Source organism: Sphingomonas sp. (assembly GCF_036269755.1).
Classification (GTDB): domain Bacteria; phylum Pseudomonadota; class Alphaproteobacteria; order Sphingomonadales; family Sphingomonadaceae; genus Sphingomonas.
In genome coordinates this window covers 128,169-148,977 of record NZ_DATBDV010000004.1, presented here as the reverse complement: position 1 = coordinate 148,977, position 20,809 = coordinate 128,169, and the positions used below count along the sequence as shown (strand labels likewise).

21 protein-coding genes are annotated in these 20,809 nt (G+C 64.7%); 11 read left to right on the top strand and 10 right to left on the bottom strand.

Annotation, left to right across the window (positions count from 1 at the left end; genetic code table 11):
- The first annotated feature begins 16 nt into the window (after nucleotides 1-16).
- Nucleotides 17-2,773, top strand: a complete 2,757-nt coding sequence (gene gyrA / locus VH326_RS03110; protein ID WP_329630334.1) for a DNA gyrase subunit A — start codon at nucleotides 17-19, stop codon at nucleotides 2,771-2,773.
- Nucleotides 2,770-3,132: a DUF952 domain-containing protein gene (locus VH326_RS03105; protein WP_329630333.1), complete on the top strand. Its 363-nt coding sequence runs from the start codon at nucleotides 2,770-2,772 to the stop codon at nucleotides 3,130-3,132. The genes gyrA and VH326_RS03105 overlap by 4 nt, the downstream gene beginning before the upstream one ends.
- 12 nt (nucleotides 3,133-3,144) lie before the next feature.
- Here VH326_RS03105 and VH326_RS03100 read toward each other — a convergent pair whose 3' ends face one another.
- Nucleotides 3,145-3,576, bottom strand: coding sequence for a DUF488 domain-containing protein (locus tag VH326_RS03100; protein WP_329630332.1), 432 nt, complete (start codon nucleotides 3,574-3,576; stop codon nucleotides 3,145-3,147).
- A complete protein-coding gene (locus tag VH326_RS03095; RefSeq protein WP_329630331.1) occupies nucleotides 3,551-4,237 on the bottom strand; it encodes a lysoplasmalogenase in 687 nt (228 codons plus the stop codon). The genes VH326_RS03100 and VH326_RS03095 overlap by 26 nt, the downstream gene beginning before the upstream one ends.
- Before the next feature lie 80 nt (nucleotides 4,238-4,317).
- Between VH326_RS03095 and trmFO the strand changes: the two genes are divergently transcribed.
- Nucleotides 4,318-5,634: a methylenetetrahydrofolate--tRNA-(uracil(54)-C(5))-methyltransferase (FADH(2)-oxidizing) TrmFO gene (gene trmFO, locus VH326_RS03090; protein ID WP_329630330.1), complete on the top strand. Its 1,317-nt coding sequence runs from the start codon at nucleotides 4,318-4,320 to the stop codon at nucleotides 5,632-5,634.
- Here trmFO and VH326_RS03085 read toward each other — a convergent pair.
- Both VH326_RS03085 and VH326_RS03080 read right to left on the bottom strand, forming a co-directional pair.
- Nucleotides 5,631-6,113 (bottom strand): EF-hand domain-containing protein, encoded by a 483-nt coding sequence (locus VH326_RS03085; protein WP_329630329.1) that lies wholly within the window; start codon nucleotides 6,111-6,113, stop codon nucleotides 5,631-5,633. The two genes, trmFO and VH326_RS03085, sit on opposite strands and share 4 nt — an antisense overlap.
- A 58-nt stretch (nucleotides 6,114-6,171) precedes the next feature.
- Nucleotides 6,172-6,831 carry a squalene/phytoene synthase family protein gene (locus VH326_RS03080; protein ID WP_329630328.1) on the bottom strand — a complete coding sequence of 220 codons (660 nt, stop codon included), beginning with the start codon at nucleotides 6,829-6,831 and terminating at the stop codon, nucleotides 6,172-6,174.
- A 75-nt stretch (nucleotides 6,832-6,906) separates the two neighbouring features.
- Between VH326_RS03080 and VH326_RS03075 the strand changes: the two genes are divergently transcribed.
- The 3 genes from VH326_RS03075 to VH326_RS03065 are packed head-to-tail and all read left to right on the top strand — an operon-like array spanning nucleotide 6,907 to nucleotide 10,105.
- Nucleotides 6,907-8,799, top strand: a complete 1,893-nt coding sequence (locus VH326_RS03075; RefSeq protein WP_329630327.1) for a TadE/TadG family type IV pilus assembly protein — start codon at nucleotides 6,907-6,909, stop codon at nucleotides 8,797-8,799.
- Entirely contained in the window at nucleotides 8,799-9,383 is a 585-nt protein-coding gene (locus tag VH326_RS03070; RefSeq protein ID WP_329630326.1) for a TadE/TadG family type IV pilus assembly protein, read from the top strand. Before VH326_RS03075 ends, VH326_RS03070 begins: the two co-directional genes overlap by 1 nt.
- The gene (locus tag VH326_RS03065) at nucleotides 9,383-10,105 is read left to right on the top strand and encodes a hypothetical protein (RefSeq protein ID WP_329630325.1); all 723 of its coding nucleotides are present in this window, start codon (nucleotides 9,383-9,385) and stop codon (nucleotides 10,103-10,105) included. The genes VH326_RS03070 and VH326_RS03065 overlap by 1 nt, the downstream gene beginning before the upstream one ends.
- Before the next feature lie 81 nt (nucleotides 10,106-10,186).
- On the opposite strand, the gene VH326_RS03060 is transcribed toward VH326_RS03065, so the two are convergent.
- The 4 genes from VH326_RS03060 to VH326_RS03045 form a co-directional block, all read right to left on the bottom strand.
- On the bottom strand, nucleotides 10,187-13,432 hold the full coding sequence (locus VH326_RS03060; protein ID WP_329630324.1) for a TonB-dependent receptor domain-containing protein: 3,246 nt from the start codon (nucleotides 13,430-13,432) through the stop codon (nucleotides 10,187-10,189).
- Nucleotides 13,433-13,622: 190 nt separating this feature from the next.
- Nucleotides 13,623-15,029, bottom strand: coding sequence for an adenosylhomocysteinase (gene ahcY / locus VH326_RS03055; RefSeq protein WP_329630323.1), 1,407 nt, complete (start codon nucleotides 15,027-15,029; stop codon nucleotides 13,623-13,625).
- A gap of 83 nt (nucleotides 15,030-15,112) precedes the next feature.
- On the bottom strand, nucleotides 15,113-15,463 hold the full coding sequence (locus VH326_RS03050; protein ID WP_329630322.1) for a GNAT family N-acetyltransferase: 351 nt from the start codon (nucleotides 15,461-15,463) through the stop codon (nucleotides 15,113-15,115).
- Nucleotides 15,442-15,795 (bottom strand): hypothetical protein, encoded by a 354-nt coding sequence (locus VH326_RS03045; protein WP_329630321.1) that lies wholly within the window; start codon nucleotides 15,793-15,795, stop codon nucleotides 15,442-15,444. Before VH326_RS03045 ends, VH326_RS03050 begins: the two co-directional genes overlap by 22 nt.
- Before the next feature lie 92 nt (nucleotides 15,796-15,887).
- On the opposite strand from VH326_RS03045, the gene VH326_RS03040 reads away from it, so the two are divergent.
- The gene (locus VH326_RS03040) at nucleotides 15,888-16,235 is read left to right on the top strand and encodes a hypothetical protein (RefSeq protein WP_329630320.1); all 348 of its coding nucleotides are present in this window, start codon (nucleotides 15,888-15,890) and stop codon (nucleotides 16,233-16,235) included.
- A 19-nt stretch (nucleotides 16,236-16,254) separates the two neighbouring features.
- Here VH326_RS03040 and VH326_RS03035 read toward each other — a convergent pair whose 3' ends face one another.
- On the bottom strand, nucleotides 16,255-16,815 hold the full coding sequence (locus VH326_RS03035) for a YqgE/AlgH family protein (RefSeq protein ID WP_329630319.1): 561 nt from the start codon (nucleotides 16,813-16,815) through the stop codon (nucleotides 16,255-16,257).
- A gap of 98 nt (nucleotides 16,816-16,913) precedes the next feature.
- Here VH326_RS03035 and VH326_RS03030 point away from each other — a divergent pair, with 98 nt between their 5' ends.
- The 4 genes from VH326_RS03030 to VH326_RS03015 all read left to right on the top strand — a co-directional run bounded on the left by VH326_RS03030 (nucleotide 16,914) and on the right by VH326_RS03015 (nucleotide 19,934).
- A complete protein-coding gene (locus VH326_RS03030; RefSeq protein WP_329630318.1) occupies nucleotides 16,914-17,396 on the top strand; it encodes a peroxiredoxin in 483 nt (160 codons plus the stop codon).
- A gap of 81 nt (nucleotides 17,397-17,477) precedes the next feature.
- Nucleotides 17,478-17,891, top strand: coding sequence for a hypothetical protein (locus tag VH326_RS03025; RefSeq protein ID WP_329630317.1), 414 nt, complete (start codon nucleotides 17,478-17,480; stop codon nucleotides 17,889-17,891).
- A gap of 45 nt (nucleotides 17,892-17,936) precedes the next feature.
- A complete protein-coding gene (locus VH326_RS03020) occupies nucleotides 17,937-19,388 on the top strand; it encodes an AMP nucleosidase (RefSeq protein ID WP_329630316.1) in 1,452 nt (483 codons plus the stop codon).
- Nucleotides 19,389-19,478: 90 nt separating this feature from the next.
- Nucleotides 19,479-19,934, top strand: coding sequence for a hypothetical protein (locus tag VH326_RS03015; RefSeq protein ID WP_329630315.1), 456 nt, complete (start codon nucleotides 19,479-19,481; stop codon nucleotides 19,932-19,934).
- A 50-nt stretch (nucleotides 19,935-19,984) separates the two neighbouring features.
- Here VH326_RS03015 and VH326_RS03010 read toward each other — a convergent pair whose 3' ends face one another.
- Nucleotides 19,985-20,764, bottom strand: a complete 780-nt coding sequence (locus tag VH326_RS03010) for an alpha/beta fold hydrolase (RefSeq protein WP_329630314.1) — start codon at nucleotides 20,762-20,764, stop codon at nucleotides 19,985-19,987.
- Nucleotides 20,765-20,809: the final 45 nt, after the last annotated feature.

Sequence of the window (20,809 nt, the reverse complement as noted above, 5' to 3'; positions counted from 1 at the left end):
TGAAAGCAGCAGTGATTTGACCGACGAGACCGTCCTCGCCGACCCCTCGGACATTACCCCGATCTCCATCGTCGACGAGATGAAGACGAGCTATCTCGATTACGCGATGAGCGTGATCGTCGCCCGTGCGCTGCCCGACGTGCGCGACGGATTGAAGCCGGTGCATCGCCGCATCCTGTTCTCCGCGCAGGAAAGCGGGTTCTATTACAACCGCCCCTACCGCAAGTCCGCCCGCATCGTCGGCGACGTGATCGGTAAGTATCACCCGCACGGCGACAGCTCGATCTACGAGGCGCTGGCGCGGATGACCCAGGATTGGGCGATGCGGCTGCCGCTGATCGACGGCCAAGGCAATTTCGGATCAATGGACCCCGATCCCGCCGCGGCCATGCGCTACACCGAAGCGCGGCTGGCCAAGTCGGCCGGGTTCCTGATGGAGGATCTCGACAAGGACACGGTCGATTTCGTCCCCAATTACGACGGATCGGAAAGCGAGCCTTCGGTCCTCCCCGCGCGCTTCCCCAACCTGCTGGTCAACGGCGCCGGCGGCATCGCGGTCGGCATGGCGACCAACATCCCCCCGCACAATCTGGGCGAAGTGATCAACGCGTGCCTGGCGTATATGGACAATGGAGCGATCACCACCGAGGAACTGATGGAGATCGTGCCGGGGCCGGACTTCCCGACGGGCGCGATCATCCTCGGGCGCAGCGGGTGCCGCTCGGCCTACGAAACCGGGCGCGGTTCGGTCGTGCTGCGTTCGCGCTACAAGATCGAGGAAGGCCGCAACGACCGCCGCTCGATCGTGCTCACCGAAATCCCCTATCAGCAGGGCAAGAACGCGCTGGTCGAAAAGATCGCCGAAGCCGCCAAGGACAAGCGCATCGAGGGTGTCAGCGACATCCGCGACGAGTCGAACCGCGAGGGCGTGCGAGTCGTCATCGACCTGAAACGCGACGCGACGACCGAGGTCGTGCTCAACCAATTGTGGCGCCACACCCCAGCGCAAGGATCTTTCCCCGCCAACATGCTCGCGATCCGCGGCGGGCGACCCGAACTGCTCAACCTGCGCGATTTCATCCAGGCGTTCATCCAGTTCCGCGAGCAAGTCATCACCCGCCGCTCGAAGTTCGAGCTCGCCAAGGCGCGCGACCGGGCGCATCTGTTGCTCGGCCTCGTGATCGCGGTCACCAACCTCGACGAGATGGTTCGCATCATTCGCGGCTCGGCGAGCCCGATCGAAGCGCGCAACGCGTTGCTGATGCGCGAATGGCCGATCGCCGAGATCGCGTCGTACATCCGGCTGGTCGAGGCGACCGACGTCGAGGTGACCGGCGACACATATCGCTTGTCGGACCTCCAGGTTCGCGCAATCCTCGATCTGCGGCTCCACCGCCTCACCGCGCTCGGCCGCGACGAGATCGGAGGCGAGTTGCAGCAGCTCGCTTCGTCGATCGCCGAACTGCTCGAGATTCTCGCCAACCGCGTGCGGCTGTACGAAGTGATGCGCGAGGAACTGGTCGACGTCCGTGAGCAGTTCGCGACCCCGCGCCGTACCGAAATCGCCGCCGCGGCCGACGGAATCGAGGATGAGGACCTGATCGAGCGCGAAGAGATGGTCGTCACCGTGACCATGCAGGGCTATATCAAGCGCACGACGCTCGACACGTTCCGCGCGCAGAACCGCGGCGGCAAGGGCCGCGCCGGGATGGCGACCAAGGAAGAAGACGTCGTCACCGAGATGTTCGTGACGAGCACGCACACGCCGGTGCTGTTCTTCTCGACGCTCGGCCGCGTGTACCGGATGAAGGTGTGGCGCCTGCCCGAAGGAGGCGCCAACACGCGTGGGCGGCCGATGATCAACCTCCTCCCGCTGGCCGAAGGCGAGGCGATCTCGACCGTGCTGCCGCTGCCCGAGGACGAGAATGAGTGGGGCAAGCTCCACGTCATGTTCGCGACGGCCAAGGGATCGGTGCGCCGCAACTCGATGGACGCGTTCACCAACGTACCGTCGAACGGCAAGATCGCGATGAAGTTCGAGGGGGAGGACGAGGATGACCGGCTGATCGGCGTCGCATTGCTCGACGACGAGGACGACGTCCTGCTGGCGACGCGCCAGGGCAAGGCGATCCGCTTCGCAGGCGACGACGTGCGCGCGTTTCAGAGCCGCAACTCGACGGGCGTGCGCGGCATGCGGCTCGGCAGGGGCGACCAAGTGATCTCGCTGTCGATCCTTCACCGCGTCGGAGTTCGCGATCAGGAAGAGCGCGAGGAGTATCTTCGCTTCGCGCCCTGGAAGCCGGAGAAGGACGGCGAGATGCGCGACCAGGCGCGGTTCGAGGAGCTCAAGGCCAAAGAGCAATTCATCCTGACGGTGTGCGCCAACGGCTATGGCAAGCTGTCGTCGGCGTACGAATATCGCCGCACCGGCCGCGGCGGCCAGGGCATCACCAACATCGACAATATCGCGCGCAACGGCCCGGTCGTCGCCAGCTTCCCGGCGAGCAAGGGGCATCAGCTGATGCTGGTTACCGACCAGGCCAAGCTGATCCGCATGTCGCTCGGCGATCTACGCGTGATCGGGCGCAACTCGGCGGGCGTGCGGCTGTTCAACGTCGCCGACGACGAACACGTCGTCTCCGCGGCTCGGATCGAGGAAAGCGAAGGCGACGCCGAAGCCGACCTGACCTTGCCCGAAGATCGCGAGATCGCGCCCGATAGCGGTGCGGACACGGCGGAAGATAGCGCCGCGGGTCCGGAGGATGGCGAATGAGCCCCGTCGCGTCCGCGCGCCCGACGACGGCGTACAAGGTGCTGACCGCGGAGCAGATGCGCGACCTGGAGGCGGATGCCTTCCAGGGCGCACCGGTCGACCTGGCCGACGGCTATATCCACCTGTCGACGCGTGATCAGCTGACGGAGACGGTCGACAAGCATTTCGCCGGGCAGAGCGATCTATGGGTAGCCGCGATCGATCTCGAAGCGCTCGGCGACGCCGTGCGCTGGGAGGAATCGCGCGGCGGCGCGCTGTTCCCGCACATCTACGGCGCGATGCCGCTCGAGGTGGTCGTTGCCTACAGCCCGCTCGAGCGCGACGATGAGGGCAATGTCCGCCTGCCGGTCGCCGGTTAGCCTCGCGGTGCGCTAGGCGAACAGGTCGACGACCTCTTCGCCCTCGCCTTCCTCGCGCAGCAGCATCGTGCGGTGGCAATGCTGCGGGTCGCGCTCGAAACACAACAGCGCCGATGGCTTTTCCGCCGCAAGATCGCGCATCCGCGCCGCTTCGGCCTGCGCTTCCGGCAGATGGAGCTGGCCGGCATAGACCGCTTCCATCGTCCGCCAGTCGCCCTTCTTCGCCGCATCGCGGCCCGGCTTGGGCGTGCCGAGCGCCTTGAGGTGGATGTATTCGATCCCGGCATCCTTGAGCGTCGCCGCAAGCGAATTCTTCGAGAAGCCCGGCCGGCGCGACAGCGGCAGCGCGCGAACGTCGATCACCCGCTCGACCCCCGCCGCCTTGAGCGCGGCGAGGAACGCGTCCATCGTCGTGGCTTCATAGCCGATGGTGTAGATCGTCATCGTTCTTCCATTTGACGAGCGTGGTGACCACGCCGAGCGCGATCAGCACCTGCCCCGCGACGTAGAGCGGCCAGATCAACAGCCCCGGCGCCATCGAGTTCGCGAGCGGACCCATCCGCGCGAAAATCAGCAAGTCGGATGCGACGAACAGCACCGCGCCCAACCCGACCTTGTAGCGCGGGAATCGGCTCGCCCAGGCGCTCGCCGCCATTGCGCCGAGGCCGATTGCATAGATCGCGAAGCCGATCGCCACCGTGCGGTCGCTCGGCAGCAGGAATGCAATCGCCGGTGTCGCGACCAGCAATAGCAGCGCCAATATGCGCTGGCTCGGCGTCAGAGCCGTGCGGCGATAACGCCAGTAGAGGATCGTGGCAGTGATATGCCCGGCAAGGAACGCAAGCGCGCCGGCGATCTGGCTCAGTTCGAGCAGCACGTCGCCGATCGCGCCGAACGCCATCACTGCAGCGAACAGCCAGCCGTCGCGGTTGTGCGTATTGAGCGCCGCCCACGCCGCCAGCAGCCCGACCGCGGCCCCCTTCCACGCGATCAGCGCGATCGGCGGAATGCCCGGCGGGATGGCCAGCCAGAACGACGCGCCCGCGAAGATGGCAAGGCCGAACAACCAGCGATGCGCGACGGTGACGGGCAGCGGAATGGTCATGCCCGACAGATGACGGCATCGCGCCGGGCGGGCAAGCCCGCGATTGACGCGCTCGCCTCTCCCCGCCATCTCGCCTCGCCATGACGCATCAGGTTCACATCATCGGCGGCGGGCTGGCCGGATCCGAAGCGGCGTGGCAACTCGCCGAGGCGGGCGTGCGGGTCAAATTGTCGGAAATGCGCGGGTCCGGCGACATGACGCCGGCGCATCACACCGACGGGCTGGCCGAACTAGTCTGTTCGAACAGCTTCCGCTCGGACGATGCCGAGAACAATGCGGTCGGGCTGCTCCACGCCGAGATGCGTGGCCTCCGGTCGATCATCATGAGCGAGGGCGATCGCCACAAGGTGCCTGCGGGGTCTGCGCTGGCGGTCGATCGCGACGGTTTCTCGGAAGGGGTGACGGCGCGGCTGGCGGTGCACCCCAACATCACCATCGTCCGCGAACGCGTCGATGCGCTGCCCGACCAGGGGCTTGCGATCGTCGCGACCGGCCCGCTCACCGCCCCCGGCCTTGCCGCGAGCATCGGCGCGGCGACCGGCAGCGACGCGCTCGCCTTCTTCGATGCGATCGCGCCGATCGTCCATCGCGACAGCATCGACATGGAGACTGCCTGGTTCCAGTCGCGCTGGAATAAAGGTGAAGGGCACGATTACATCAACTGTCCGATGGACAAGGATCAGTACCACGCCTTCGTCCAAGGGCTGATCGACGGCGAAAAGGGCGAGTTTCGCGAGTGGGAAAAGGACACGCCGTACTTCGAAGGCTGCATGCCGATCGAAGTGATGGCGGAGCGCGGGCCGGAAACGCTGCGGTTCGGCCCGATGAAGGGGGTCGGGCTCGACGATCCGAAGACCGGCCGCTGGCCCTACGCCGTCGTCCAGCTGCGCCAGGACAATGCCTCGGCCACGTTGTGGAACATCGTCGGGTTCCAGACCAAGCTCAAGCACGCCGAGCAGGTGCGGCTGTTCCGAACGATCCCGGGGTTGGAGAATGCCGAGTTCGCGCGGCTCGGCGGGCTGCACCGCAACACCTTCATCCGCTCGCCCGAACTGCTCGACTCGACGCTGCGGCTCAAGTCGCGGCCCAATATCCGCTTCGCCGGGCAAATCACCGGGTGCGAAGGCTATGTCGAAAGCGCGGCGATCGGGTTGCTCGCAGGCCGGTTCGCCGCCGCCGAGTTGCGCGGTGACGTCATGACGCCCCCGCCGGTCGAGACGGCGCTCGGTGCGCTGCTCCATCATATCACGGGCGCCGCCGAGGCCGCGACCTACCAGCCGATGAACGTCAATTTCGGGCTGATGCCGCCGATCCCCGGGCGCACCAAGAAGGCCGATCGCAAGAAGATGTACACCGACCGCGCGCGCGCCGCGCTGGCGGCGTGGATCGCGCCCTAGCTGTCCTCAGCGGGCTCGTCCGCCGCCGGTGCCGCCGCCGGCTTGTCGACGCATTTGGGGCGCGGGCGCGACTTGCGCTTGACTGCGGTGGTGGCGAACTCGGCCGCGCTCATTGCGCCCGATCTGTCCTTGTCGGCGGTCGCGAACTTGGTCTCGGCCTTGACCGCCCACTCGTCGAACGACAGCGTGCCGTTGCCGTCGACATCGAGCTTGGCGAACGCCTTGTGCCGTGCGGCGAGATATTCGTCGCGCGTGATCGACCCGTTGCGATCCTTGTCGTAACGGTCGAAGCGCTTTTGCTCGCGCGTCGCGGGGAGCGCTTCGGGAACGGCTGGGGCCGCATCCTGCGCCTCCGCGGGAGTGGCGATCGCCGGCATCGCCGCGAGCGGCGCCTTGCCGCCGGGCCGAGTCGCCTGGAGCATCATCCCCGCCACCACCAACAGAAAACCGGCCGCCGCCCCCGCCAGGTATCGCCACATCGCGCGTTCTCCCGCTGTTGTTCGCGGGAGCCTAACGCGTTTTGCGGTCGCGCAAAAGCTAGCGGCCGGTGATCCGGTGCCAACCGAGCCGCGCGACGCGCCATGGCGTCGCCGGCCCCGCCAGATCGAGCCGCGCGATATGCGCCAGCGCACCGAGCGCGCGGGCGTTGCGGCTCCAGCGTCGACCGGCCGCCTTCGCCAGCAACGGCATGGCGACGTCCCGGGCCTTGGCAGCGAGCGCGGGATCGCTGAAGTGAGTCGCGAGATCCGCGAGGGCCCACCCCTCCCCCGCCATCTCGACCGGATCGCCGTCGCCGACGTCAAGCAGCCGCCCCGCTTGTACGAACAGCACGCGGCCGCGCCAGCGTCCATGATCCGCAATCGCAGCCTCACCGAGCTCCCCGAGCAACGGCTCCCAGCCATCGATCATCGTCGCGAGCGCTGCACCGGTCACGCCAAGCGGCATGACGTCGTCGGCCAGCGCCTGAAGCACCGGCTCGCCCGGCGGCGGTGCCGCATCGAGCCGCGTCAGCGCCTCGCGCCACCATGCCAGCCGCATTTGCCCGATCATCGGCTCGCGCGTCGTCCGCAACACTTGTCCCAGCGCCGCATCGAGCGCGAGCAACGCCCGGAGCCCCGCCCGGCGCGGCGCGGGCGCATAGCTTAGGACCAGCGCAAGCTGCGGATCGTCGATCGACGTCACCGCAACGTTAACCATTCCGCTTTAGCCCCGGTTATCCCTTGCTCCTCCATAGCGCAGGCTCGTGGGACCTTATCGGGCGGTACGGGCAGTATGATCGGATCGAACAGCCGACAAAGGCGAGGCACTCTCGGGCGTCTGCGCCGAGATGTAAGCGGCAACACGCTCGCGATGATGGCGATCGCCCTCATCCCGATCTGCGCATTGGTGGGTTCGGGCATCGACACCGCGCGACTCTACGTCGTCAAGGTGCGGCTGCAACAGGCTTGCGACGCCGGCGTGCTTGCGGGGCGCAAGGCGATGACGTCGTCGGCTTCGACGACCCTCGACGCTACTGCGACTGCGGAAGCGAACACCTTCTTCAACAACAATTTCAATTCGGGCTGGATGAAGACCAATTCGGTCAGTTTCACCCCGTCCAAGACGACCGACCAGCAAGTTTCGGGCGTGGCGTCCGCCAATGTGCCGATGTCGCTGATGAAGATGTTCAACATGCCCGACGTCACGCTCAACGTGACGTGTCAGGCCCGCTACGACATCGCCGATACCGACATCATGTTCGTGCTCGACACCACGGGGTCGATGGCGTGCACCGCGGCTGGGTCGTGCAGCGGCACGGTCGACAGCTATACGCGGCCCGACGGCACCACCGGCTATCACGCGCACGAGGTTTCGGGGTCTAAGATTTCGGGGCTGCGCACCGCGGTGCTCAATTTCTACGACACGATCGCAGCCAACGTCGATCCGACCACGCACGTTCGGTACGGGTTCGTGACCTATACCTCGACGGTCAACGCCGGCTATTCGCTGCCGCAGGGCGATATCGTCGACAGCTGGAATTATCAGTCGCGCCGAGTCATCGGCGACGCCAATAACGGATCGGGATACAACGTCACGCAGACCGGCGTCGGTCAAACGCCGTGCGGCAATATGAATGGGCGCTGGCCCGCCACCGGCTACAATACGGACGGCACCGCAGTAAACATCACGACGACCTGGAGCACCGGCAGCGGCGGCACCTGCGTGGAGTACACCCAGCCGCTCAAGCCGATCTGGCGCTATCAGCAGGTTAATTTCAACACGAGCCAGTTCAAGACCGGCGTCGCGGTCACCGACCCCAGCGCGGTCGACGGATCGACGACCAAGTGGCAGGGCTGCGTCGAGGAGCCGATCGATTCGTCGGGCGCCGGCCAGTCGAGCTTCGACATCAACAATTTGCCGAACGACCTCAATCCCGACCTCAACCCGACGAGCGACAGCCAGAAATGGGCGCCGATGTGGCCCGACGTCGAATATTATCGCGGCAACAACACGACCTATGACTATTCCGGCAGCGTCAGCAAACCGTCCACGCCGCCCTCGCCCTACGTCTACGGCGACTATGCCTATACTGGTAGCAACTACGTACAGGCGCTGACCTCGGCCGGGTCGCCGACCAATCTGAGCGGCGGCTATGTCTCGTGCGGCAAGCCGGTGTCGCGGCTCGCCGTGATGACCCGCTCCGATGTCAGCAACTACGTCAACGCCAGCGACTTCGTGCCGCAGGGCGGTACGTACCATGACACCGGGATGATCTGGGGCACGCGGATGATCTCGCCCAACGGCGTGTTCGCGGCGGACACCGCGGCGTGGCCGGGGCGCAATACGCCCAACCGCTACATCGTGTTCATGACCGACGGCGACATGGCGCCGAACTACAACATCTATGGCCTGTACGGCATGGAATATTACGACAAGCGCGTGACGGGCACGACCGGTCTCGGCAACGATACCGATGATCACAACGCGCGCTTCCTCGCCGAATGCGCGGCGGCGAAAGCGCGCAACATCAAGGTGTTCGTGATCGGCTTTGGGCAGACCCTCACCAGCGAGCTGACGACCTGCGCGTCGCCCGGCAAGTCCTATTACGCCAGCGACAACGCTTCGCTCAACGCTGCATTCCAGGATATTGCCAAGCAAGTTGCCTTGCTCCGGATTTCGCAATGATGCGCCGGCTCCGCTCCCTTGCACGCAATACGCGCGGCGCGACGATCGTCGAATTCGCGATCGTGGCGCCGGTGATGATGATCCTGCTGATGGGGATCAGCGACCTGGCATATCAGGTCTACGCGCAGTCGATCCTCAACGGTGCGCTGCAAAAGGCAGCGCGCGATTCGTCGATCCAGGGCGGTGCGGAAAACACCGCGGCGATCGACGCCAAGGTAACGGCGATGGTCAAGAACATCGCCGCCAACGCCACGATCGTCTTCTCGCGCAAGAATTACGACACGTTCAGCGTGATCAAACCCGAACCGTTCGTCGACACCAACGGCAACGGCGTCCGCAACACCGGCGAGTGCTATACCGACGTCAACGGCAACGGCACCTGGGACGCCGATCCCGGCTTGAACGGCCAGGGCGGCGCGAACGACGTGACGATGTACACCGCGACGGTCACATACCCGCGGATGTTCCCGGTCGCGGGGCTGTTCGGTTGGCCGAGCACGCAGACGATTGCCGGCAGCACGTTGCTCAAGAACCAGCCCTATGCGTCGCAAACGACCGTGACGCCCGCGACGGTATGCACCTGATGACCAAGCTCCATTCGACGCTGGCGCGGCTGCGCCAAACGCCGGGTCGGCTGGCGCAGGACACGAGCGGGCTCGCCCTGCTCGAATTCGCGTTCGCGATGCCGATCGTGCTGATGATCGGCATGTACGGGATCGAAACCGCGAACCAGGCGCTGATCAACCTCAAGATCAGCCAGATCGCGCTCAACCTCGCCGACAACGCCTCGCGCGTCGGGCTGCTCAACAACTCGAACATCGAGCAGTTGCGCGAAGTCGACATGAACGACGTGCTGCAGGCGGCGCGTAATCAAGGTGCGGGGATCGGATTGACGACCAACGGCCGCATTACCGTGTCGAGCCTCGAGAAGGACTCGTCGGGCACCCAGCGTATTCACTGGCAGCGCTGCATCGGCCAGAAATCCGGCACCGGATACGATTCGACCTACACGACGACCGTCACGGCGGGCACCGATGCGACCAGCGGGAACGCTGGAACGCCGGCGCCGACGGGAATGGCCGATTCGGAGAATCCCGGCAGCTCCGTCAGCGCTCCGACCAACGGCGGCGTGATGTTCGTCGAGATCAACTACCTCTACAAGCCGGTGGTCGGGAACTGGCTGTTCGGCACCATGCGGATCCACTATGTCGCGTCATTCATCGTCCGCGACAACCGCGACTTCGCGCAGATCTACAACCCGTCGCCGACCGCGGCGCGGGCGACGTGCAACCTGTATCCGGCGTGATCTAACGAAGCCTTTCGGTAACAGAAGAAGGGCGGGATGGTCTGACCATCCCGCCCTTCTTCGTTGTCATGATCCGATCGGTCAGAACTTGACCGACGCACCAGCCCGGAAGAACCGGCCAAGCAGCCCACGGAAGTAGACGTCGCTCGTGCCGCTCGACGGATACGGGGGCAACTGGCCGAAGACGTTGTCGACGTTGAGACGGAACGTGAACCGCTTCGCGACGTCGAACGAGACGCCCAGGTTGACGAACGCCACGCCATGCTCGCGGTTGAAGGGACGGAAGGTCGGGGCATTGTTGATGTCCTGATACGCCGGCCCGATATACGATACCTGCGTCAGGAACTGGAACCAGCTGTTCTCGTACGTAAGCGTAGCGACGCCCTTGTCCTTCGAATAGCCGACATCGCCAGCGGTCTCGGTCTTGGTCCCCTGCGCCGTGGTCGAGAGCTCGAACAGATGCTGGTAACTGACGTTCAGCCCGATCGCGCTGTCGGCGCCGAGGAACGGCGTCCTCGTACGATAGTCGCCCGACGCGACGATGCCGCGATAGTGCAGCTGGTCCTGATTGGCGTAACCGGTCACGATATACGACAGCTGACCGGCCGTGTCGCGACGGATACGCGCGCAGAACGGATTGTTCGGATAGTTCGTCGCGTCATAGCAATTGCTCAGAACCTGATCGGCACCAAGCGACGAGATGACGTTCTTCACCAGGATGTTCACATAGTCAGCCGATACCGTGAACCCGCGGAAGAAGCGCGGCTGGAAGATCGCGCCCACCGTCCAGGAATTGGCCTTTTCGTTCTTCAGCGATGTATCACCGGCGACGGCCTGCGTGAACGAGCGGTCGTCCGAAAACGAATCGTAAGTCGCGATCTGCGCCGGCGTCAGCCCGGCAGCCGTCAGTGCCGCCCTACAGTTGGCAGCGCGCGTCGCTGGTGCCGGTCCGTTGTTGATTTGATTTCCGACAACATCGCAAGGATCGGTCGCAAACCCGAAGTACGACTGGGCCGGGTTCTGGCTCTCCGTGATCGAAGGAGAACGGATCGACCGGGTAAAGTTCCCACGGATCGTGAGGTCCTTCACCGGTGCCCACCGGCCGCCGGCGGTGAAGGTGACCGCCCCGCCATTGACCGAGTGATTGACGTAGCGAACCGCACCCTGGAACTCCAGCATGTTGAGTAGCGGGATATTTTGATCCGGTCCGATCAACTGCGCCTTGACCTCGCCGAATACTTCGTCGGTGTTGTAGCCCGCGTTGATCGGCGCGATCGGCACGTTCTGCCCGTACGACGTGCGATCGTTAGTCGGATCACCGTCCCCGTTCGTGTCTACCAACGGATTGCTATCGGGCGCTCCGAGGAAGATGGTCCCGGGGTTGAACCGTTCATGCTCGTCGCGATGCTCGTACCCGAGCGCGAACGAGAAGTCCCCACCGGGCAGCTTGAACAGCGGTCCACTCAACGATGCGAGGAAATCCTTCTGCGTGTTTGCCGAGCGCGGCGTGGCGATGCCGGTAATGTAGTCCTTCGCCGCCTGGCTGGCGACGTTGGTTCCGAACAAATCGAGCGGCGCGCAGGTCGAGCTTACCGTCGGCGCCGGCGAATTGGTCAGGCCAGCCAAACACGGAATGCCATTCGGGTTAGCCGCAGTGATCGCGCCCGCCGCGTTCAGGAAATTCTGTTCGACGATCGTGGGGATCCGGCTCTCGGTGACCGAACGGCCGTAATTGCCATAGATTTCCCAGTTCCACGTCTTGTCGCCGAACACGTTGAAAGAGCCATCCACGCCCGCAACGAACCGGACGATGTTGACCTGACCGCGAACGCGCCCCGTCACCAGATCGGTGTTAGCGCGGCCCAGATAGAAGTAATTCTGGTTCGCGGTGTAACCGAGGCACTGGTCGCTGAGCGTGTAGAAGGTCGAGCAGCCATTGTCGTTGATCGACTGGATGATCGACGCCCGTGCGGCCGGCGTCAGGAACGGATTGTTCACGCTAAGGATGACATCGCCCGCCGGCGCGCCGGGAGCATCGAAGAATCCCGATTTATATTCGGGCTGATCGCGCAGATTGGTGCCTTCAGAATGCGAATACCAGGCTTCGCCGAACAGACGGATGTTCGACGAGATGTCGAACGACCCCAACACAATGCCGCTATAGCGCTTGGTGTTGGTCAGCAGGTTCGACAGATCGGTGAGGGAAAAGCCGTTGCCGCCCGACGCATTGGTGAAGCTGGTGGTCTTCCCGAAATCGATCGGCACCAGGTTACCGCTCGCGTCGAACTTGAGTTGCTGGCCCGGAACACCGCCATTGACGCCAGGCGAGTAGGGACCGCCGAAAAAGGCTTGCTGATACTTCGGAGGAAGCACCGAGTTCACGCCCAACACGTCATACAGGTAACGCCCGACGAGGGGGATGCCCGTCTCGGAGATCCCGGGGATGCGCCGATCGGGGTAGAATTCTTGCGTGAAGCCATATCCCGGCGTCGTCGCGGTGTCGTAGTAACGCCCCTGCCCCGACAGCCCGCGATCGGTATAGAGAAGGCCCTTGCCCTCATTATACTCGCCCGCGAAGGTCAAATTGGCGCGGCCGCCCAAGAAGTTATGCCCGGCAAGCAGCCGGATCCGGTAATCCGGCGCGTCACCATATTCCGAAATCTGATACTGGCCGTCGAGCTCGACGCCGTCGTACTTTTTCTTCAGGATCACGTTGATCGTGCCGGCGATGGCGTCGGAGCCGTAAATCGGCGCGCCGCCGACCGCGATCGTTTCGACCCGATCGATCAGCTTGGTCGGAATGATGTTGAGATCGACCTGGTCGCCGCCTTGGCCGGTTGGACCGAAAATCGCCGCCGTGTTCGACCCGACGAAGCGACGGCCGTTGACCAGCGTCAAGGTACGCTGCGAACCGAGTCCGAAGAAGTTGACGAAGCTTTGACCCGGACCGAAGCTCGACTGAAGACCGACCGGCGACGAGTCAGGCACGCCGAACGCCGGCAGCTCGTTAAGCGCTTGGCCAAGCGTGGTAAAGCCACGACTCTCGATGGATTTGCTGTCGAGAACGATCGTCGGCTGGGCCGAATCATAGCCCTTCGTTGCGATGCGTGATCCGGTCACGATGATATCGCCATCCCCGCCCTGCGTACTGGCAGGAGTCGGAGTCGGAGTCGCGCTGCCCGGCGGCGGCGTTACGCCCGGAGGCGTCGCGGTCTGGTCGTCGGTGGACGTGGTCTGCGCGAACGCCTCGGCCGAGGTCATTGCGGCGATGATCGCAGTGGTCGACAGTGCAAGTCGAACGATGCTGCGCGCACGACGAAGGTGCATGATAAAACCCCTTGTTGCGGACCATCCCACTGGCCCTTTGTTGTCGCCCCCGCGATGTCATTAATAAGCCATCTAAGCTGCCCTAGTTCAATCGCCGCAGACTGAAATTCCCAAGGTGTTGCAAAGCGGCAACAAAAAAGCCGCGCTCGGTGACCGGACGCGGCTTGCATTTTGCTCGCCGGAGCGATGCTCAGTAGCGGTAGTGATCCGGCTTGAACGGCCCCTCGACCGGTACGCCGATATAGTCCGCCTGCTTCTGGCTGAGCTTGGTCAGCTTCACGCCCAGCTTCTCGAGGTGCAGTTCGGCGACCTTCTCGTCGAGATGCTTGGGCAGGACATAGACGTCGTTCTTGTACTGCTCCGACTTGGTCCACAGCTCGATCTGCGCCAGCGTCTGGTTGGTGAAGCTCGACGACATCACGAAGCTCGGGTGACCGGTCGCGTTGCCGAGGTTCACCAGGCGGCCCTTGGACAGGATGATGATCTGCTTGCCGTCGGGGAACTCGACCAAATCGACCTGCGGCTTCACTTCGGTCCACTTGTAGTTCGACAGGGCCGCGATCTGGATCTCGCTGTCGAAGTGACCGATGTTGCAGACGATGGCCATGTTCTTCATGCCCTTCATGTGCTCGGCGGTGATCACGTCGGCATTGCCGGTCGCGGTGCAGAAGATGTCGGCGCGCTGCACCGCTTCTTCCATCGTCACGACTTCATAGCCTTCCATCGCCGCCTGCAGTGCGCAGATCGGATCGACCTCGGTCACCAGCACGCGAGCACCACCATTGCGTAGCGACGCCGCCGAGCCCTTGCCGACGTCCCCGAAGCCGGCGACGCAGGCGACCTTACCGGCGAGCATCACGTCGGTGCCGCGACGGATGGCGTCGACGAGCGATTCCTTGCAGCCATAAAGGTTGTCGAACTTCGACTTGGTGACGCTGTCGTTGACGTTGATCGCCGGGAACGGCAGCTCGCCCTTCTTGGCGATCGCGTACAAGCGGTGGACGCCGGTGGTGGTCTCTTCCGACACGCCCTTGATGTTCTTGACCGTCTCGGTGAGATAACCGGGCTTGCGCTTGATGAATTCCTTCACCGCGCGCTGCATCTCGATCTCTTCCTCGTTCTCAGGCTCAGCGAACGAATGACCAGCCTCGAGCTTGGCGCCCCACAGCGCGAACGCGGTGGCGTCCCCGCCGTCGTCGAGGATCATGTTGCAGGTCTCGTCGCCCCAATCGAAGATCGAGCCGACATAGTCCCAATATTCGGCGAGGCTCTCGCCCTTGATCGCGAACACCGGCACGCCGGTCGCGGCGATCGCGGCGGCGGCGTGGTCCTGGGTCGAGTAGATGTTGCAGGTCGCCCAACGGACATTCGCGCCGAGCGTGGTAAGCGTCTCGATCAACACCGCGGTCTGGATCGTCATGTGCAGCGAACCGGTGATGCGCGCACCCTTGAGCGGCTGCGACTTACCGAATTCTTCGCGCAACGCCATCAGGCCGGGCATTTCGGTCTCGGCGATGTTGATCTCGGCGCGGCCGAAATCGGCGAGCGAGAGATCCTTGACGACATAATCGGTCGGGCGGTCGAGCACGGTGGCCACGTCAAATTCTCCGTAGAATCGGGTTGATGCGCGTCGCCCTACGCGCTCCCCGGCGTCATTGCAATCGCGATATAAAGATTTCTTTATATGTCGTTGACCAGCACCGTGGCGATCATTGTCGCGCGATGGCGAAAGCCGAGGCTTTCATAAAGTCCGATCGCGCCGGTGTTGCTGGCGTAAGCGTGGAGGAACGGCACCTCTCCGCGCGCATGCATGCGCGCGGCGACAATGCGCATCAGCCCTGCGGCATAACCGCGCCCGCGAAAATCGGGATGCGTGCAGACGCCGCTGACCTCACGCAGTCCTGGCATCGCCATCCGCTCGCCGGCCATTGCGACGAGGCGTCCATCGAGTTTCACGCCGATAAAGTCGCCTAGCTGGTTGGTGCGAGAGACGTATGGCCCCGGCCGCGTCAATACCGCGAGATCGTACATCGCCGGGCGTCGTTGTCGCTCAGTTCGACAAAAGCAAAATCAGGGCCATGACCGGGTGCGAGCGCTTCGGCCACCATCTGGACTATCTCCGCGCTGCGCGCTTTTCGCGTGCCGGGCGGCGTCGGCCATACCTCGCGCTCGATCAGCCACAGCTCGCCGCCACCGGGAACGAGGGCGGCAAGCGCTGTCTGCTTCGCCGCGGATCGGTCCGCTGCCGCGCCGAACACGCCATGCTCCCGGTCGAGCCGGCGCGCCTGGTCGTCGCCTTCGGCAAGATGCGCCCAGTCCGTCCCAAGCGCGTTCCAGACGGGGCGGTCGAGGAGATGCTGCACCCCACACCGGTAGGAGAACTGGCGGTTTTCTCCAAGTCGAGCGTCGCTTTGTCTGTCAGTCTCCACAGTCGGGAAACGAGAGGGGAAAATAGATGGACATCCGATGGGTTGCGGCCGGCCTTGCCCTGGCGCTCGGCGCGTGCGGCGGATCGGGCGCGGGCGTGCCCGATCAGTTCGCGGGCACCTGGGGCGCGGATTGTTCATCGCCGTTCGTCAAGTTCGACGGCAGCACCGTCCACGTCTTCCCCGACAATGCCGACTATTCGATCAAGTCGGCGACGCTGAGCGGAAACGAGCTCAAGGTCGCGTACGACACCAAGGATCGCGGTACCGTCACCGACACCTACGAAAGCGAGGGCACGACGCTGCGCCTGACCAAGACCGAAGCAGCCGGTGGCGAGGCGACCTGGGACAAGGCGCCGATGTCGAAGTGCCCTTAAGTATCGCCGACGGCTCGGTTTACGCGGTGCCGGTCTCCGGCACGAGCAGCCGTGGATCGATCCCGGCGCTGGCGAAACCTGCCGCCCAGCGTTCCGCGGCGGGCGTGTCGTAGATCAGCGCTTCGTCGCCGGCGACGTTGAACCAGCCGTGACGCAGCATCTCGCCGTCGAGTTGCCCGGCTCCCCAGCCGGCATAGCCGAGCGCGACGATCCAGCGGGTCGGCCCTTTGCCTTGCGCGATCGCGCGCAACACGTCGATGGTGCCCGACAACGCCCAGCGTGCCGCGACATCGATCGTGTCCTGCCCGCTCCAGCCGGTCGAATGGATCACGAACCCGCGGCGCGGCTCCACCGGGCCGCCGAAATGAACCGGCGCGTTGGGCGCCTCGCCGTGCGCGATGTCGAATTGATCGAGCACGTCGTGCAGCCCCAGCCCGTCGATCGTGGCGCCGATCCCGATTCCGATCGCGCCGTCATCGTCATGCCCGCACATCGCGATCACCGCCTGCTCGAAGCGCGGATCGCCGATCCCCGGCATTGCGAGAAGAAATTGTCCGACCAGAAAGCGTGGCGACTCCATGACTTGGACTGTAGCCCCGACCTGCCTCCCGCGTCACCGCTTGAATTTGCCGCCGCGAGCGCCAATTGCGCAGCTCAGACACCCTGGGAGATTATGACATGACCGTTTCCGTCGGCGACAAATTGCCCTCGACCACCATCGTCAAGGCGACCGAAAACGGTCCGGAGGCGGTCAGTTCGGACGAATTCTTCGCCGGCCGCAAGGTCGCGCTGGTTGCGGTGCCCGGTGCCTTTACCCCCACCTGTTCGGCGCGCCACTTGCCCGGGTTCCTCGACAAGGCCGACGAGATCAAGGCCAGGGGCGTCGACGAGATCGCCGTCACTTCGGTCAACGACGCGTTCGTCATGGGCGCCTGGGGCAAGGCCAACGACGCGGGCGACAAGGTGACGATGCTCGCCGACGGCAATGGCGAGTTCGCGCGTGCGATCGGGCTGACGATGGACGGCAGCAAGTTTGGCTTGGGCGAGCGCAGCCAGCGTTATTCGATGATCGTCGACGACGGCGTCGTCACCGAGCTCAACGTCGAGGTGCCCGGCGAGTTCAAGGTAAGCTCGGCCGAGCACCTGCTCGAACAGCTGTAATCGCTCCTAACGCACATCATGCGGAACGCTGGCGCGGCCATCGCGTTGTCGTGCCAGCATCGTTTCGCAGGGAGAATTGAAATGGCCGACGTGAACAACAATTCGAGCGGTGGCGGAAACGCCGGGACTGGCGGCAGCACGGGTTCGGGCTCCGCAACCGGATCCGCGGGCGACACCACCAATCTGGTCGACAGCACGCGGCAGGAAGCGCTGTCGCTGCTGGCCAAGGCACAGGAGGATATCTCCGCCTTGTTCGCCAGGGCGCAAGAAGCGCTGGGCGGCGCGGTGACCGCGGCGAAGAACAACCCCAAGGTCGCGGCGGGCATCGCGGTCGGCGCCGCGGCGACGATCGCGGGCGGCGCCTATGCTGCGAGCAAGAAAAGGTCGGGCGGCAAATCGGGCGGCACCAACTCCAAGCCCGCGAGCGGTTCGAACTCGTCCACCGCGCGCAAGACCACGACCCGCAAAGCCGCCCCCAAGAAGAGCGGGTCGTAACGTCCCCGACTTGCCAGCGTCATCCGGGTGCTTTAGCTGCTCCGGATGACGCAAGCTTCCGATATCGTCGCCGAACTCGACCGGCTCTACACCAGCGCGGTCCGCCGCCTCCAGCAAGCGCTCACCGCCTACCTCGCCGACGGCACCACGCCCGATCCTGTTTCCCGCACCGACGGCTCGTTCGCCTATCCCGAGATCCGGCTTACTTTTAGCGGAAACAACAACCGCCCCACCCCGCTCCGCTCGTTCGGGCGGCTGAGCGAGCCGGGCGATTACCGCATCAGCGTGACCAAGCCGGCGATGGTCGCCGATTACCTCACCGAGCAATTGACGCTGCTGATCGAGGATTACGACGTTACCGTCGAGGCGGTGCCGGGGCGGCAGGAAATCCCCTTTCCCTACGTGCTCGACCCCGGCCACGCGCTGAGCCTTGACGAAGTGTCGGCGATCGAGCTGGCGCGCTGGTTCCCAGCCACCGAGCTCGCGCATATCGGCGACGAGATCGCCGACGGCTTGCCAACGCCCAACGAAGCGCGGCCGCTCGCGCTGTTCGATGCGCTGCGCACCGACTTCAGCCTCGCACGGCTGCGGCATTACACCGGCACCCCGCCCGAGCACGTCCAGCGCTACGTGCTGTTCACCAACTATCACCGCTATGTCGACGAATTCGTACGCTGGGCGTGCGGGCAACTCGGCCCCGACGCCGACGGCAAGGCCAGCCGCTTCACCGGCGTCTCGGGCGCGGGCGGCGTGATGATCCGCGCCGGCGATGACGCCGAGGCGGCATTGGCCGACACCAGCGCGTGGCGGCGGCACCAGATGCCGGCCTATCACTTGATGGCCGACGACCGCACCGGGATCACCCTCGTCAATATCGGCGTCGGACCGTCGAACGCGAAGACGATCTGCGATCACCTCGCGGTGCTGAGGCCCGAAGCGTGGCTGATGATCGGGCATTGCGGCGGTCTGCGGCCGAGCCAACGGATCGGCGATTACGTCCTCGCGCACGCTTATCTACGCGACGATCATATCCTCGACGACGTTCTGCCGCCCGAAATCCCGGTCCCTGCGATCGCCGAGATCCAGGTCGCGATGGCACGCGCGGCGGAGATCATCAGCGGCCAGTCGGGCGAAGAGCTCAAGCGCCGCCTGCGCACCGGTACGATTGTCACCACCGACGACCGCAACTGGGAGCTGCGCTATACCCAGTCGGCGCTGCGTTTCTCGCTCAGCCGCGCGGTCGGGATCGACATGGAGTCGGCCACCATCGCCGCGCAAGGCTATCGCTTCCGCGTGCCCTATGGGACGCTCTTGTGCGTGTCGGACAAACCTTTGCACGGCGAACTCAAGCTGCCCGGCCAGGCCAACCGCTTCTACGAACGCGCGATCGCCGAGCATATGCGGATCGGCATCCAGACCTGCGAGGAATTGCGGCTCGAGGGGGTCAAGCTCCACAGCCGCAAGCTGCGCGCTTTCAACGAGCCGCCATTCCGCTGATCGGGTCGGCGCGGTCATTAGGGCTATCACGGCAACGAAACGATCTGTTATGCGTTCGCCATAGCGAGCCGCAGAACAGGGGAATTAGCGATGGCCACGACTCCGAAGAAGACGACCGCCAAGCCCAAGGCCGCGCCGAAGGCGGCGTCCGCCGGGGCCGCACCTAAGGCCGCCGCCAAGCCGAAGACACCGGCCAAGCCCAAGGCTACCAAGCCCGTCGCGAAAACCGCAGGCGCTGCCGGCGCCACCACCCCTGGAGCCAAGCGCGCTCCTGCGGCGGCGAAATCATCGGCCACTAAACCCGCGGCCGAGACCAAACCGGCGGCCAAGAAAGCTCCGGCAACGCCCAAAGCGTCAGCAAAGCCCAAGGCCCCTGCCAAGCCGAAAACCGCCGCGAAGCCAAAGGCGCCGCCGAAGGCCAAGCCGCCCGGAAAACCCGAAGCGGCCCAGCCCGCCGCGGCGAGCACGCCCGCTCCAACCCCGGCTCCCGCGCCCCAACAACCGCCTCAGCGCCGCGGTTTCTTCGCCAGGTTGTTTGGTGGGTAAGACGCCCCCACACGGGTCTTCTGGGGAAACCCGAGGTGGCTTGCGTCAGGTCAAGCGGCGAGGAAGTCGGCGATCGCCTCCCCTAGCTCGCTTTTGATCACGGCGCTCATGTGGTTCCCCGGCACGTCGACATAACTCGCATCGGGTAGCGCATCGGCGAGCGCGGCGGCGCTGCCGTTATCGTCGTCGTCGACGCCGTTGACGCACAATGCCGGCCATTCAAATCCTTCGATCACCGACAGCGGCGTGTCGACGAACGTGTCGAGCACGCCAAGCAACGCGACAGGATCGCCGCCGGTGGTCTTGAGGAACGCTTCGGCGAACCATTCGGGGCTGCCATGCTTGTGCTTGCCGAGATTGGTCAGGACATGCCGGAAATGCCCCGCGCGGCGGTTGGTGTCGGTCAGCCCGTCGAGTCCCATCCCGGAAAACACCACGCGGCGCGGGTGGGCGCCGGTCGCAAGCATTCGGCACGTCGTGCGCGCACCCAGCGAATAGCCGCCCAGATCGTAATCGGTCAGCCCCAGATGCTCGATCAACGCATGCCCGTCGCGCGCCAGAGCATCGGGCGGGTAAGCACTCGCGTCGTGCGGCTTGTCGCTCGATCCGTGCGCGCGCAGGTCCGGCATGATCACGCGGAAGCCCCTGGCGGCGATCGCCGCGGCGTGGCCGTATTTGATCCAGTTGGTCTCGGCATCGGAGAAATAGCCATGGATCAGGACTACCGCCCGAGCGTTACCCCCGTCCGGTCCGACTTCGCGCCATGCCAGCCGTGCGCCGTCGAAACTGGGGAAGAATTGCGGTTCGATCGCGGAGCTGTTCGGGATCATCCTGTTCCTCATTGCTGCACTGCAAAAATAATTTTCGGCGGTAAC

Bases quoted from the DNA above. Each gene is read 5' to 3' on its own strand.
- VH326_RS03035 (WP_329630319.1), bottom strand. From the start codon at position 16,815: ATGGAGTCGCCACGCTTTCTGGTCGGACAATTTCTTCTCGCAATGCCG.
- VH326_RS03085 (WP_329630329.1), bottom strand. From the start codon at position 6,113: ATGTGGCGATACCTGGCGGGGGCGGCGGCCGGTTTTCTGTTGGTGGTG.
- VH326_RS03100 (WP_329630332.1), bottom strand. From the start codon at position 3,576: ATGACGATCTACACCATCGGCTATGAAGCCACGACGATGGACGCGTTC.
- VH326_RS03025 (WP_329630317.1), top strand. From the start codon at position 17,478: ATGGCCGACGTGAACAACAATTCGAGCGGTGGCGGAAACGCCGGGACT.
- VH326_RS03030 (WP_329630318.1), top strand. From the start codon at position 16,914: ATGACCGTTTCCGTCGGCGACAAATTGCCCTCGACCACCATCGTCAAG.
- VH326_RS03010 (WP_329630314.1), bottom strand. From the start codon at position 20,764: ATGATCCCGAACAGCTCCGCGATCGAACCGCAATTCTTCCCCAGTTTC.
- VH326_RS03080 (WP_329630328.1), bottom strand. From the start codon at position 6,831: ATGGTTAACGTTGCGGTGACGTCGATCGACGATCCGCAGCTTGCGCTG.
- VH326_RS03105 (WP_329630333.1), top strand. From the start codon at position 2,770: ATGAGCCCCGTCGCGTCCGCGCGCCCGACGACGGCGTACAAGGTGCTG.
- trmFO (WP_329630330.1), top strand. From the start codon at position 4,318: ATGACGCATCAGGTTCACATCATCGGCGGCGGGCTGGCCGGATCCGAA.
- VH326_RS03075 (WP_329630327.1), top strand. From the start codon at position 6,907: ATGATCGGATCGAACAGCCGACAAAGGCGAGGCACTCTCGGGCGTCTG.
- VH326_RS03065 (WP_329630325.1), top strand. From the start codon at position 9,383: ATGACCAAGCTCCATTCGACGCTGGCGCGGCTGCGCCAAACGCCGGGT.
- VH326_RS03040 (WP_329630320.1), top strand. From the start codon at position 15,888: ATGGACATCCGATGGGTTGCGGCCGGCCTTGCCCTGGCGCTCGGCGCG.
- VH326_RS03060 (WP_329630324.1), bottom strand. From the start codon at position 13,432: ATGCACCTTCGTCGTGCGCGCAGCATCGTTCGACTTGCACTGTCGACC.
- VH326_RS03020 (WP_329630316.1), top strand. From the start codon at position 17,937: ATGACGCAAGCTTCCGATATCGTCGCCGAACTCGACCGGCTCTACACC.
- VH326_RS03050 (WP_329630322.1), bottom strand. From the start codon at position 15,463: ATGTACGATCTCGCGGTATTGACGCGGCCGGGGCCATACGTCTCTCGC.
- VH326_RS03070 (WP_329630326.1), top strand. From the start codon at position 8,799: ATGCGCCGGCTCCGCTCCCTTGCACGCAATACGCGCGGCGCGACGATC.
- VH326_RS03095 (WP_329630331.1), bottom strand. From the start codon at position 4,237: ATGACCATTCCGCTGCCCGTCACCGTCGCGCATCGCTGGTTGTTCGGC.
- VH326_RS03015 (WP_329630315.1), top strand. From the start codon at position 19,479: ATGGCCACGACTCCGAAGAAGACGACCGCCAAGCCCAAGGCCGCGCCG.